Source organism: Streptomyces sp. NPDC048659, from assembly GCF_040650575.1.
In the GTDB taxonomy this organism is placed as follows: domain Bacteria; phylum Actinomycetota; class Actinomycetes; order Streptomycetales; family Streptomycetaceae; genus Streptomyces.
This window is the reverse complement of record NZ_JBEZHM010000028.1, coordinates 57,844-69,813: the sequence shown is the minus strand read 5'-3', so window position 1 is coordinate 69,813 and position 11,970 is coordinate 57,844. Positions and strand designations below refer to the sequence as shown.

At 71.1% G+C, this 11,970-nt stretch carries 11 protein-coding genes and 1 riboswitch; of the genes, 2 read left to right on the top strand and 9 right to left on the bottom strand.

Annotation, left to right across the window (positions count from 1 at the left end):
• The 4 genes from AB0C99_RS21890 to AB0C99_RS21875 form a co-directional block, all read right to left on the bottom strand.
• Positions 1-1,017, bottom strand: a complete 1,017-nt coding sequence (locus tag AB0C99_RS21890) for an NlpC/P60 family protein (RefSeq protein ID WP_362477387.1) — start codon at positions 1,015-1,017, stop codon at positions 1-3.
• Positions 1,018-1,261: 244 nt separating this feature from the next.
• Complete coding sequence (locus AB0C99_RS21885) at positions 1,262-2,290, bottom strand: NlpC/P60 family protein (protein ID WP_362477384.1); 1,029 nt, start codon at positions 2,288-2,290, stop codon at positions 1,262-1,264.
• A 256-nt stretch (positions 2,291-2,546) separates the two neighbouring features.
• Positions 2,547-3,947: an NYN domain-containing protein gene (locus AB0C99_RS21880; protein WP_362477381.1), complete on the bottom strand. Its 1,401-nt coding sequence runs from the start codon at positions 3,945-3,947 to the stop codon at positions 2,547-2,549.
• A 43-nt stretch (positions 3,948-3,990) separates the two neighbouring features.
• Positions 3,991-4,233, bottom strand: coding sequence for a hypothetical protein (locus AB0C99_RS21875; protein ID WP_046908952.1), 243 nt, complete (start codon positions 4,231-4,233; stop codon positions 3,991-3,993).
• Between the two features lie 163 nt (positions 4,234-4,396).
• On the opposite strand from AB0C99_RS21875, the gene AB0C99_RS21870 reads away from it, so the two are divergent.
• Positions 4,397-5,131 (top strand): rhomboid family intramembrane serine protease, encoded by a 735-nt coding sequence (locus AB0C99_RS21870; RefSeq protein WP_362477378.1) that lies wholly within the window; start codon positions 4,397-4,399, stop codon positions 5,129-5,131.
• Complete coding sequence (locus AB0C99_RS21865; protein ID WP_362477375.1) at positions 5,128-5,409, top strand: Lrp/AsnC ligand binding domain-containing protein; 282 nt, start codon at positions 5,128-5,130, stop codon at positions 5,407-5,409. Before AB0C99_RS21870 ends, AB0C99_RS21865 begins: the two co-directional genes overlap by 4 nt.
• 95 nt (positions 5,410-5,504) lie before the next feature.
• Here the strand turns inward: AB0C99_RS21865 and AB0C99_RS21860 are convergent, their stop codons facing one another.
• The 5 genes from AB0C99_RS21860 to AB0C99_RS21840 all read right to left on the bottom strand — a co-directional run bounded on the left by AB0C99_RS21860 (position 5,505) and on the right by AB0C99_RS21840 (position 11,960).
• Complete coding sequence (locus tag AB0C99_RS21860; protein WP_362477373.1) at positions 5,505-6,902, bottom strand: aminotransferase class V-fold PLP-dependent enzyme; 1,398 nt, start codon at positions 6,900-6,902, stop codon at positions 5,505-5,507.
• A gap of 183 nt (positions 6,903-7,085) precedes the next feature.
• A riboswitch (SAM riboswitch) is annotated at positions 7,086-7,202 on the bottom strand.
• Positions 7,203-7,285: 83 nt separating this feature from the next.
• Complete coding sequence (gene trpD / locus AB0C99_RS21855) at positions 7,286-8,350, bottom strand: anthranilate phosphoribosyltransferase (RefSeq protein ID WP_362477370.1); 1,065 nt, start codon at positions 8,348-8,350, stop codon at positions 7,286-7,288.
• Between the two features lie 129 nt (positions 8,351-8,479).
• Positions 8,480-10,105, bottom strand: a complete 1,626-nt coding sequence (locus AB0C99_RS21850) for a cytochrome bc complex cytochrome b subunit (RefSeq protein WP_362477367.1) — start codon at positions 10,103-10,105, stop codon at positions 8,480-8,482.
• Positions 10,102-11,154, bottom strand: a complete 1,053-nt coding sequence (locus AB0C99_RS21845; protein ID WP_362477364.1) for a Rieske 2Fe-2S domain-containing protein — start codon at positions 11,152-11,154, stop codon at positions 10,102-10,104. The genes AB0C99_RS21850 and AB0C99_RS21845 overlap by 4 nt, the downstream gene beginning before the upstream one ends.
• Positions 11,151-11,960 (bottom strand): c-type cytochrome, encoded by an 810-nt coding sequence (locus AB0C99_RS21840; RefSeq protein WP_362477361.1) that lies wholly within the window; start codon positions 11,958-11,960, stop codon positions 11,151-11,153. Before AB0C99_RS21840 ends, AB0C99_RS21845 begins: the two co-directional genes overlap by 4 nt.
• Between the last annotated feature and the right edge of the window lie 10 nt (positions 11,961-11,970).

Here is an 11,970-nt window from a genome sequence, read left to right as displayed (position 1 = left end):
TCAGACCCGGGTGACGGTGACGTGGGACATCATGTTGACCGGGTCGTAGCGGACCCGGGCCCCGGGGTAGGGGGCGTGGATGACCTGCCCGTTCCCGGCGTAGATGGCCACGTGGCTGGCGTCGCTGCGGTAGGTGACGAGGTCGCCGGGCTGCGCCTGCGAGAGCGGGATCCGGCGGCCCGCGTACCGCTGGGCGGAGGAGGTGCGGGGCAGCGCGATCCCGGCCTTGCGGTACGACCAGACCATCAGGCCCGAGCAGTCGAAGGCGGAGGGGCCGGTGGCGCCCCAGACGTACGGCATCCCGACGGCGCTGCGCGCGGCGATCACCGCGGCGGCGGCCCGGGAGGGGCCGAGGTCGGCGAGCGGCGGGAGGTCGGTGTCGAGGGAGTCGCGGCCGGAGCGGGAGGCCCGCTCGTAGCCGGCGCGTTCGTCGTCGGAGAGCGAGGCGAGCACCCGGCGGGCCTCGGCCAGCTTCCCCTCGACGGTGCGCTTGTGCCGGGCCACCTCGGTCCGGCTGCGCTCCAGTTCGACGAGGGCGCGTCCGGCCTCGGTCCGCTGCTGGGCCAGCTTGCGCAGTTCGCCGCGGAGTTCGGCGAGCGCGGCGCCCTGGCGGGCGGTGACCCGGTCGAGCACGGTGGCGCGGTCGAGATAGCTCTCCGGGTCCGAGGAGAGCAGCAGGGCGAGGGCGGGGTCGATGCCGCCGGAGCGGTACTGCGCCCCGGCGACCGAACCGAGGGCGCCGCGCATCCGGTTGACACGCTCCTGGCCGCGGGCGAGGGAGTCCTGGGCGAGCGAGACGGTCCTGCGGAGCTGGTCGGCCTTCTCGTCGGCCTTGTTGTAGCCCTCGGTGGCCTGCTCGGCCTCCTGGTAGAGCCGGTCGACGGTGGCCCGGGTGGCCTCCGGTGCCCCGCCGCCGGGGTCGGCGTGCGCGGGGACGGCGCCGAGGGCCGCCGTGGCCGCGGTGGCCGCTGCTGCGGTGAGGACGGTGACCCTGGCGGGTCGTCGGTGGGACGCCACGGAACGGGCTCCGTTCGGCTCGACGGACTGGCGCCGCAGACAGTAGCCGGTGATCACCCCGGGTCCAACGAAGCCGCCGGGCACGCACAGTGACGCCCCGCCCGTGACCACAGGTCACCGGCGGGGCGTCACGTCAGCCCGGGATTCGGCGAACCACCCGTTCGGAGGGCGTGTGCCGTGTGTCGGACCGGTCGGAACCGTCAGGTCCGCGGGGTCCGTCGGAGCGTCAGAACCGTCAGATCCGTCAGATCCGGACGCCGAACTGGAAGGTGCCCATGTAGTCCATCGACTCGTAGCGGACGTAGGCGCCCGGCTTCGGGGCGTGCAGGATGGTGTTGTTGCCCGCGTACAGGCCCACGTGCGACAGGCCGTTGAAGAAGACCAGGTCGCCCGGCTTGAGCTGGCTGCGGCCGATCTTCACGCCGTCGTTCTGCTGGGTGAAGGTGGTGCGGGTGAGCGAGACGTTGGCCTGGCGGTAGGCCCACTGGGTCAGACCGGAGCAGTCGAACGAGTTGGGGCCGGTGCCGCCGCGGGCGTACGGCTTGCCGATCTGGGTGGCGGCGGCGCTGAGGGCGGCGGCGCCGCGCTGCGAGGCGGGCACCTCGTTGCCGAGCTCGACGCGCTCGCCGGCGGCGCGGCTGGCGCGCTGCTCCTCCTGCTGGATCTTGGAGCGCTCGGCGGCGGTCAGCGTGTTGAGCAGCTTGCGGGCCTCGGCCAGCTTGGCCGTGGACTTGTTCTTCTTCTCGTTGAGCGTCTTGCGGACGTCCTCGAGGTCGGCCAGCTTGGTCGCGGCCTCGGTGCGCTGCTGGGCGAGCGTCCGCTGCTTGGCCTGGATCGACTGGAGCACGTCGGCCTGCTTGGCGCCGAGCTGGTCGATCGCGGACGCCTTGTCGAGGTAGGTGTCCGGGTCGGCGGAGAGGAAGAGCTGGAGCGCCGGGTCGATGCCGCCGGAGCGGTACTGGGCGCTGGCGACCGAACCGATCTGGCCGCGCAGGGTGTTGAGGTCCTGCTGGCCGCGGGCGACCTTGTCCTGGAGGGCGTCGATCTCCTTGTGGAGCTTGCCGCGGCGCTCCTCGGCCAGGTTGGCCTGCTCGGTGGCCTCCTCGGCCTCGTGGTAGAGCTTGTCGACCTTGGACTTGACCTCGTCGATCTTCGGCTTGGGGGCGGCGGAGGCGCCGCTCTGGGCGGAGATCGCGACGGCGAGGCCGGCGGTCGCGGTGAGCACGGTCACACGGGTGCGGCTCGGCTGCTTGGGACGACGGTGGGACGCCACGAAGGCGATCTCCTTCTTCCTTCAGCCGCCGACCGGGTGAGCGGCAGGCGGGCCCTTCGCCGCCACCCCGGATGGGTGATCAACCGCGCGAAGGTTCGAGCCCCGACCCTAGTGACCATCTTGTGATCAGTTCAAATCCCGATGGGCAAAATCTCGCTCGCGCGACAAACTATTCACACCCATCACACGGGCAGTAATGGTCACTTGACCCTGCGCGGACCACAAAAAGGACATCCGTCACAGAAGTTACGAGCCATCACGTGAGGCGCGAAAGCCGCTTCAGCAGCAAGGCGGACGCGACCGGGCGCGCACCGGACTTGGCGACCCCGTCGGCCACCTCGCGGTCGGTGGAGACCACCACCACCGGACGGCCCGGCGGCTCGGCCCGCACCAGCTGACGGATCAACTCGTCGGCCGTGACACCCGGCTTGGAGAACAGCACCCGCACCCCGCGCGGCGGCGCGAGCAGCACCGGGGCGGCCAGCTCGGCCCCGTCGAAGACACAGGTGATCTCGGCGCCCGAGCGGGCCGCGAGGGCGGACAGGCCGCCGAGCAGCCGCAGCCGCTGCTTCTCCAGCGGCATCGTCGGATAGCCGGTCTTGGTGACGTTGTAGCCGTCCACCACCAGATGCGCCTGGGGCAGTTCGAGGAGCTGGTCCAGGAGCGCGGGATCGGTCTCGGAGAGCGCGCGGGCGGCGATGTCCTTCGGCGACATCCGGCCCGGCTCCACCGCGTCCACGGTGTCGGCGGGGTGCATCGAGACCGGGGGCAGGGCCAGTTCGCGGCGCAGCCCCTGGGCCGCGTCCAGCACGGTGTCCAGCAGCAGCCGCAGCCGCATGTCCTCCACCGAGCGCCCCTCGCGGGCGGCCCGGCGGCTGGTCTCCAGCGCCGCCTCGACCTCGCCGAGCCGGGCCTTGAGGCGCCGGCTCTCGCTCTCGGCGGCGGAGACCTGCGCGGCGGCCTCGGCGCGGGCCGTGTCGATCTCGGCCTGGACCCGGCGCAGCGCCGCCTCGCCGCGCTTGACGTCGCTCTGGGAGCTGCGCAGCTTGCGGTGAAGCGATTCGGCTTCCTTGCGGACGGTCTCCAGCTCGTGGCGCAGCTGCTCGGTCTCGGTCCGGGCGCGCTCGCGGGCCCCGGCGACCTCCTCGCGCAGCCGCTCCAGTTCGCGCCGCCCGGCCTCGTCGGCGCGCTCGGCGTCGGCGCGCTCGGCCTCCTCGCCGGCGGCGGCGACCAGCTTGCCCCAGCCGGCCGGGCGCAGCACATAGGCCGCGGCGGCCACGTCGACGGGGTCGGCCGCGGCGGGCGGGGAGCCGGCCTCGACGGCGCCGGCCAGCTCGGGCTGCGCCTCCTTGAAGCGCTCGCCGATCCGCTGCCGGAACAGCGGGTCGCTCTCCAGGGCCGCCGCCATCGCGTTCCCGGCGAACTTGGCGCGCCGGGAGGCGGTGAAGCGGGCGTACTGGCGCAGCGGTCCGGGCAGCTCGGCGACGGTCAGCCCGCCGAAGGCGTCGGCGACCAGCGCGACCACCTTGCGCCGTACGGGTTCGGGCAGCGGCCGGTCGAGCGCCTCGGCGGCGTCGGCAGCCCCGGCGGCTCCGGCGGCGTCGGCAGCCCCGTCCGGCGTGCCCGTCGGTTCCTCACCGTGCGCGGGCTGCTCCACGATCCGTCACCCCACTTCCCTGTCGTCCCTCGCGGGCCGCTTCTCAGGAAGCGGAACCCGGCCTGTCCACCAATTCGATCTGGTCCACCGCGTTGCACCAGCGGCAGCGGACCGACTCGATGGTCTCACTGACCACCTCGCGCTCCTCGACCTTGGGCTCTCCGGCGAGGTCCAGATGGACGTACTCGACGACCTTGGAGGACCGGGTGACGTCGAAACGGGTCAGATTTCCGCAGAGCGTGCAGCGCCAGCGGGTCTCCGGGGTCGGCAGGGGAACCGTCGTCATCGTGCCGCCTCTTTCTGGGCTTTCCCTGGATGTCCGGGGTTGTACGGGACCGCGGTGCGCCGTCGGACTGCGGAATCTGCCCGTTACCCTACGGCCTCCCGGGTACCCCGTGTCACGGCGAGGCACTCTGTCCAGTTCGGGCCCGGTACGCCATGATCTGTCCATGATCGACTGGCGGGGCGCGGCCCGCGGCGCGTGGCAGGGGACCCGGACCGGGCCGACCGTGACGTACGGCCTGATCGCGCTGTGCGTGGGGCTCTTCGCGCTCAGTCCGGTGTCGGGACTCAACCCGGGATACGGCACCGGCGACGGGCTGCTCGCGGCGCAGAGCGCGTACTTCGAGCGCTGGGGGGTGATCCCGGCCGAACTGACGAGCGGGCGGCCCGGCACCCTGCTCACCCCGCTGACCGCGCTCTTCGTGCACGGGAGCTGGCTGCACCTGCTGGGGAACATGCTGTTCCTGTACGTCTTCGGCGCGATGGCCGAGGAGCGGATGGGGCCGGCCGCGTTCGCCCTGTTCTATCTGGGCTGCGGCTATCTGGCGCTGGTGGGGTACGCGGTGGCGCACGCCGACAACGAGCAGACCCTGGTGGGGGCCTCGGGGGCGATCTCGGGGGTGCTCGGGGCCTTCCTCTACCTCTTCCCGCGCTCGCGGGTGACGAGCCTGTTCCCCTTCCTCTTCTTCCTGCCGCTGCGCTTCCCCGCCTGGATCGTGCTCGTCTTCTGGTTCGTGCTCCAGTGGCTGGCGGCCGGCTCGGTCGGGGCGGGGCCGGGGGTGGCGTACCTCGCACACGTCGTGGGCTTCGCCGCCGGCTTCCTCTACGCGTGGGCCCGGTACAGGGGTGGCGTTAAAGTGAAGCCACCAGCCGCGGCCACCGAGGGAGAAAGCCAGCCGTGATCACCGCGATCGTGCTCATCAAGACCAGCGTGGACCGCATTCCCGAGATCGCCGAGTCGATCGCCGCGATCGACTGCGTCAGCGAGGTCTTCTCGGTGACGGGGACCTACGACCTGATCGCCATGGTCCGGGTGCCGCGCCACGACGACCTGGCCGACGTCATCCCCGGGAAGATCAGCAAGATCCCGGGTGTCGAGGGCACCGACACCCACGTGGCCTTCCGCGCCTACTCCCAGCACGACCTGGACGCGGCGTTCGCCATCGGCCTGGAGTCCTGAGCCCGCGGCAGACACACGGGCACACACGGTGAAGCCGGCCTCTCCCCCGCGGGAGGCCGGCTTCACCCGTCTTCACTCGTACGGGGGATGGGAACTCAGCCGCGGTCGGGCACGCAGCGGCCGTCCTCGGTGCGGTACTTCCACTGGGCGCCCTCGCGCACCAGCTCCTTGACCGCGCCGACGAACCGCTCCACATGCTCGTCGGGCGTGCCCGCGCCGAAGCTGACCCGGATGGCGTTCAGAGAGCGCTCGCCGGGGGCGGCCTCCGGGGCGCCGCACTCGCCCGGGTCCTGCGGGTCGCTGCCGAGCAGGGTGCGCACCAGCGGGTGGGCGCAGAACAGGCCGTCGCGGACGCCGATGCCGTACTCGGCGGAGAGCGCGGCGGCGAAGTGGGAGCTGTTCCAGCCGTCGACGACGAAGGAGATGACGCCGACGCGCGGGGCGTCGTCGCCGAAGAGGGAGAGCACCCGTACCTCGGGCACCTCGGCCAGGCCCTCGCGGACGGTGGCGATCAGGTGCCGTTCGCGGGCGACGAGCTCGCCGAAGCCGGCCTCGGTGAGGGCCTTGCAGGCGGAGGCGATGGAGTAGACGCCGATGACGTTGGGCGAGCCCGCCTCGTGCCGGGCCGCGGTGGCGTGCCACTCCACGTCCACCCCGCCGTCGGCCCGGCGGGCCACCTTGCGGGAGGCGCCGCCGCCCGCGAGGTAGGGCTCGGCGTCGCGCAGCCAGTCGGCGCGGCCGGCGAGGACGCCGGAGCCGAACGGCGCGTACAGCTTGTGCCCGGAGAAGGCGACCCAGTCGACGTCCAGCTCCTGGACGGAGACGGGGTGGTGGGGGGCGAGCTGGGCGGCGTCGAGGACGATCCGGGCGCCGTGCGCGTGGGCGGCGGCGGCCAGCTCCCTCACCGGCCACAGCTCGCCGGTGACGTTGGAGGCGCCGGTGACGCAGACCAGGGCGGGGCCGTAGGGGTCGCGGCCGGCGAGGGCGCGCTCCAGGGTCTCGACGGCCTCGCGCGGGGTGCGCGGGGCGTTCAGGTAGGTCACCCGGGCGTCGCGCCAGGGCAGCAGCGAGGCGTGGTGCTCGGTCTCGAAGACGAAGACCTCGCAGCCGGCGGGGATCACCTGGGCGAGCAGGTTGAGCGAGTCGGTGGTGGAGCGGGTGAAGACGACCTGATCGTCGGCGCGGCAGTCGAGGAACTCGGCGACGGTGGCGCGGCTGTTCTCGAAGAGGTCGGTGGAGAGCTGGGAGAGGTAGCCGGCGCCGCGGTGGACGCTGCCGTAGTAGGGGGCGTACGCGGCGACGTCGTCCCACACGCGCTGGAGGGCCGGGGCGCTGGCGGCGTAGTCGAGCGCCGCGTAGGTGACCTCGCCGCCGGTGACGAGCGGGACGGTGACGTCCCGGCCGAGGACCGGCAGCGGGGCGGCGCAGCAGGGGTCGGCGGACTCGCCGGAGGCGGCGGGGGCGGAGACGGCGGCGTTCGGGCGTGCGGACATGACGGTATCTCCCGGCAGAAAAGGGGCGCGAAAAGGCGTGAAGGGGCCCGCAGGGCAGCGCGAGGAAGGGGGTGCCGCGTACGGGTGAGAGAGGTGGAGAAGAGGGCCGGAGGCCCTAACGCATTCGCTTGCTCACGAGACAACGCTCCCTAGAGGACCAAGGACCCCAGGGTTCTGCGCAGGGGTCCGCGCTTGCCGCAGGCTTCTGCACGTACGGCCTGGTCTTCACCCGGGGCACCCCGCCACGGACGGAGGGTTGCCGGACAGCGAGCCGGGGCTTTTTCGCTGTCACTCATGACCTGTCACAGAACCTATGCCAGTCGATCACGACGACGCAACCCCGTCCCGGCATTCGGAACGGGGTCGCGTGGTGGTGGCACGGGTCAGGCGTTGCTGACGGTGATCCAGCGCTCCAGGGCGCGCCGGGCGGCGCCGGAGTCGATGGACTCGGCCGCCCGGGCGATGCCGGCGGACAGCTGCTCCGCGAGGGTGCCGGTGCCGGGGGCGAGGGCGGTGAGCGCCGCCGCCGAGTTGAGCAGCACCGCGTCGCGGACCGGTCCCGTCTCGCCGGCCAGCAGGCGGCGGGCCACGTCGGCGTTGTACGAGGCGTCGGCGCCGCGCAGCGCCTCCACGGGGACGATGTCGATGCCCACGTCGCGCGGGTCGAAGGACTCCTCGCGGACGGCGCCGTCCCGGACGGTCCAGACCCGGGAGGTGGCCGTGGTGGTCAGCTCGTCCAGCCCGTCGTCGCCGCGGAAGACCAGCGCCGAGGAGCCGCGCTCGGCGAGCACCCCGGCGACGATCGGGGCCATCCGGGGGTCGGCCACGCCGGTCGCCTGGGCCCGCACCCGGGCCGGGTTGGTGAGCGGCCCGAGGAAGTTGAAGACCGTGCGGATGCCCAGCTCCTTGCGGGCCATCGCCACGTGCCGCAGCGCCGGGTGGAACTTCACGGCGAAGCAGAAGGTGATGCCCGCCTCCTCGGCGACCTCGGCCACCCGGCGCGGGGTGAGCTCCAGGTTGACGCCGAGCTTCTCCAGGACGTCGGAGGCGCCGCTGGCGCTGGAGGCGGCCCGGTTGCCGTGCTTGACGACCTTGGCGCCGGTGCCGGCCACCACGATCGCGGACATGGTGGAGATGTTGACGGTCTTGGCGCCGTCGCCGCCGGTGCCGACGATGTCCACGGACGGGCCGGGCACCTCGATGGTGTTGGCGTGCTCGTACATGGTGCGGACGAGACCGGTGATCTCGTCGACGGTCTCGCCCTTGGCGCGCAAGGCGACGACGAAGCCGGCGATCTGGGCGTCGGTGGCCTCGCCCCGCAGGATCCGGTCCATGGCCCAGGCGGTGTCCTCCGCGCTCTGGTCCCGGCCGTTCAGCAGCCCGTCCAGGACGGCGGGCCAGGAGCGGCCCGCCGAGTCGAGTCCTCCAGCGGGGGTCGCAGCGCTCATGGCAGCTCCTGGTGATCAGCGAAGTGGATGCCGCCCCACCCTATCGAGCCCCGGGCACGGCAAAGAGCCCCGTCCATCGAATGGACGGGGCTCTCGCCGTGGCGACCTACGTCAGGAGGTCAGTGGTGATCAGTGGTGGCCGTGGCCGCTCGTGATCTCCTTGTACTCCTCGGCGGTGGGCTTGGCGACCTGGTTGTCGCCGCCGTAGTAGCCCTTGTTGAGCTTGACCCGGAGCTTCTCCATGGCGCCGACCTTGCGCTCCACGCCGTTCTCGTCGACGGCCGGCGGCAGCTCCGCCGGCGCGTACTGCTCGTGCGCGGTGAGCTTGTGCAGCTCACCCTGGCTGAGCGGCTGGTGGACCTCGACGAACTCACCGTGCGGCAGGCGCTTGATGATGCCGGACTCGCGCCCGTGCAGCACCTTGTCCTTGTCCCGGCGCTGCAGGCCGAGGCAGATCCGCTTGGTGACGATGAACGCGATGACCGGTCCGAGGAAGAAGAAGATCCGGACGAACCAGGTGATCGAGTTGATCGACAGGTGGAAGTGCGTGGCCCAGAGGTCGTTGCCGCCACCGACGAGCATGATCATGTACGCGGTGATCCAGGCGACACCGAAGCCGGTGCGCGTCGGAGCGTTGCGCGGGCGCTGCGCAATGTGGTGCTCGCGCTTGTCGCCGGTGATCCAGGACTCGATGAACGGGTAGACCGCGATGGCGCCGAGCACCGCCGGGAAGATCGCCAGCGGGATCATCACGCCGAGGACCAGCGTGTGGCCCCACAGGTTGATCTCCCAGCCCGGCATGACACGGATCAGACCCTCGGCGAAGCCCATGTACCAGTCGGGCTGGGCGCCGGTGGACACCTGGTCCGGGCGGTACGGGCCGAGGGCCCAGATCGGGTTGATCGAGGCGATCGCCGCGATGACCGCGATGACGCCGAAGACCAGGAAGAAGAAGCCTCCGGCCTTCGCCATGTACACGGGCAGCAGCGGCATGCCCACGACGTTCTTGTTCGTGCGGCCGGGGCCCTCGAAGTGCGTGTGCTTGTGGACGAACACCAGGATGAGGTGCGCGACCACGAGGCCCAGCATGATGCCGGGCAGCAGCAGCACGTGCGCCGAGTAGAACCGGGCCACGAAGTCGCCGCCGGGGAACTCCCCGCCGAACAGGAACATCGACAGGTACGTGCCGACGACCGGCACGGACAGGATCGCGCCCTGCATGAAGCGGACACCGGTGCCGGAGAGCAGGTCGTCCGGGAGCGAGTAACCGGTGAAGCCGGTGAACATGCCCAGGAAGAACAGCAGGAAGCCGAACAGCCAGTTGATCTCACGCGGCTTGCGGAACGCGCCCGTGAAGAACACGCGCATCATGTGCACGAACATGGCCGCGAGGAAGATCAGCGCCGCCCAGTGGTGGATCTGCCGGATGAGCAGACCACCGCGCACCTCGAACGAGATGTGCATGGTCGAGTTGAACGCCTCGGACATCAGCTGTCCCTGGAGCGGGACGTACGGTCCGACGTACTCCACCTCGTTCATCGACGGGTGGAAGAACATCGTCAGATAGACGCCCGTCAGGATGATGATGAGGAAGCTGTAGAGGCAGACCTCGCCCAGCATGAAGGACCAGTGGTCCGGGAAGATCTTCCGCATGTTGGCCTTGGCCAGCGTGTAGATCCCCAGCCGGCTGTCGGCCCAGTCGGCGACCCGCTCACCCGCGGGCGCCTTCTTCTGCGTATTGGTCACAGTGCTCATCCGCGCTCCCAGAAGGCGGGACCGACGGGCTCATCGAAGTCGCCGTGCGCCTCAAGGAAGCCCTTGTCGTTCACGCCGATCCGCAGCTGCGGAAGGGCGTGGCCGGCCGGGCCGAAGATGACACGGGCGCCGTCGGACAGGTCGAAGGTGGACTGGTGGCACGGGCAGAGCACGTGGTGCGTCTGCTGCTCGTACAGCGAGATCGGGCAGCCGACGTGGGTGCAGATCTTCGAGAAGGCGACGATGCCCTCGTGCGACCACTCGAGCTCGCGCTTGTCCTTGATGTCGTCCGGCTGGATGCGGACGATCATCAGGGCGGCCTTGGCGATCTCGGTCTGGAAGTTCTCGTCGTGCTCCGAGAGGCCCTCGGGCATCGCGAAGGTCAGCGAACCGACCGCGACGTCCTCGGGACGCAGCGGCTCGTGCGTGTTCATGTTGACGAGCAGCTTGCCCTTGGCCCACAGGGTGGAGCGGAGCTTCTTCTCGGGCAGCGGGCCCATGTCACGCAGCAGCACGATGCCGGAGAGCGGGACCATGGCCAGCGCGCCGAACAGCGTGTTGCGGATCAGCTTGCGGCGGCCGAAGCCGGACTCGGCGGCACCGGCCGCGAAGTCCGCCATGACCTTGGCCTTGACCTCGGGCGTGGCCGCCATCGGGTGACGCTCGTCGGCGACCTCGACGTCGGACATCAGGGTGCGGGCCCAGTGGACCGCGCCCGCGCCGATGAAGAACAGGGCCGCACCGAGGGTCAGACCCAGGGAGAAGTTGAGCGCGGACACCCGGCCGAAGGGCCAGATGTACACGATCTTGTCCACCGGGAAGATCACGTACGCGGCGATGAAGCCGACCGTGGCCAGCATCGACAGCGTGAACATGAAGGCGACCGCACGCTCGGACCGCTTGGCGGCCCGCTCGTCGATGTCCTGGATGCGCGGCTTGTGGGGCGGGAGGCCCGGGTCGGCGAACGGGTCGTCGGCGACCTTCACCGCGCCGTGCGCGGTGTCCTGCTCGGACGGCAGGTTCTCTTCTGGATTCTCTTGGGTACTCATGACTTCTTGGCCTTAGCGGTGTGGGCCGCGACCCAGATGGCAACTGCGATCAGCGCGCCCAGACCGAAGATCCACGCGAACAGGCCCTCGCTGACGGGGCCGAGGCCACCGAGCTTGAGGCCGCCCGGGTTGTCGGCTTCGTCGCTGTTGACGGCCTGGACGTAGGCGATGATGTCCTTCTTCTGCTTCTCCGGCATGGTCGTGTCGGGGAAGGAGGGCATGCTCTGCGGGCCGGTCTGCATGGCTTCGTAGAGGTGCTTCGGGCTGACGCCTTCGAGGCTCGGGGCGTACTTGCCGTAGGTCAGCGCGCCACCCTCGCCGGTGAAGTTGTGGCACTGGGCGCAGTTGGAGCGGAACAGCTCGCCGCCCTTGGCGATGTCGGCGCCCTCGGGGCTGTACTGGCCCTCGGTCGGAATGATCGGGCCGGCGCCGAGGGAGGCCACGTACGCCGCGAGCTGGTCGATCTCGGCCTGCGTGTAGATGACCTTCTTCTTCGGGACCTGGGCGCCCGGCTGCTGGGCCGGCATACGGCCCGTGCCGACCTGGAAGTCCACGGCCGCCGAGCCCACGCCGACCAGGGACGGGCCGTCGGAGGTGCCCTGACCGCCGGTCCCGTGGCAGCTGGCGCAGCCGACGGCGTAGAGCTTCTTGCCCTCCTCGATGGCGAGGGACTGGGCGGTTTCATCGGCCTTCGCCGTGCCCGCGGGCGCGAAGGCGGCGTACAGCCCCCCGGTTGCCGCCAGCGCGAGGAGTAGGACGACGACCGCCGCCAGCGGATGGCGTCGTCGTGCGGAGAGCTTTTTCACGGATTACCCC

What these genes read in the sequence shown, in the direction of transcription:
- AB0C99_RS21845 (WP_362477364.1), bottom strand. Translation starts at nt 11,154, where the DNA reads ATGAGTACCCAAGAGAATCCAGAAGAGAACCTGCCGTCCGAGCAGGAC.
- AB0C99_RS21850 (WP_362477367.1), bottom strand. Translation starts at nt 10,105, where the DNA reads ATGAGCACTGTGACCAATACGCAGAAGAAGGCGCCCGCGGGTGAGCGG.
- trpD (WP_362477370.1), bottom strand. Translation starts at nt 8,350, where the DNA reads ATGAGCGCTGCGACCCCCGCTGGAGGACTCGACTCGGCGGGCCGCTCC.
- AB0C99_RS21860 (WP_362477373.1), bottom strand. Translation starts at nt 6,902, where the DNA reads ATGTCCGCACGCCCGAACGCCGCCGTCTCCGCCCCCGCCGCCTCCGGC.
- AB0C99_RS21875 (WP_046908952.1), bottom strand. Translation starts at nt 4,233, where the DNA reads ATGACGACGGTTCCCCTGCCGACCCCGGAGACCCGCTGGCGCTGCACG.
- AB0C99_RS21870 (WP_362477378.1), top strand. Translation starts at nt 4,397, where the DNA reads ATGATCGACTGGCGGGGCGCGGCCCGCGGCGCGTGGCAGGGGACCCGG.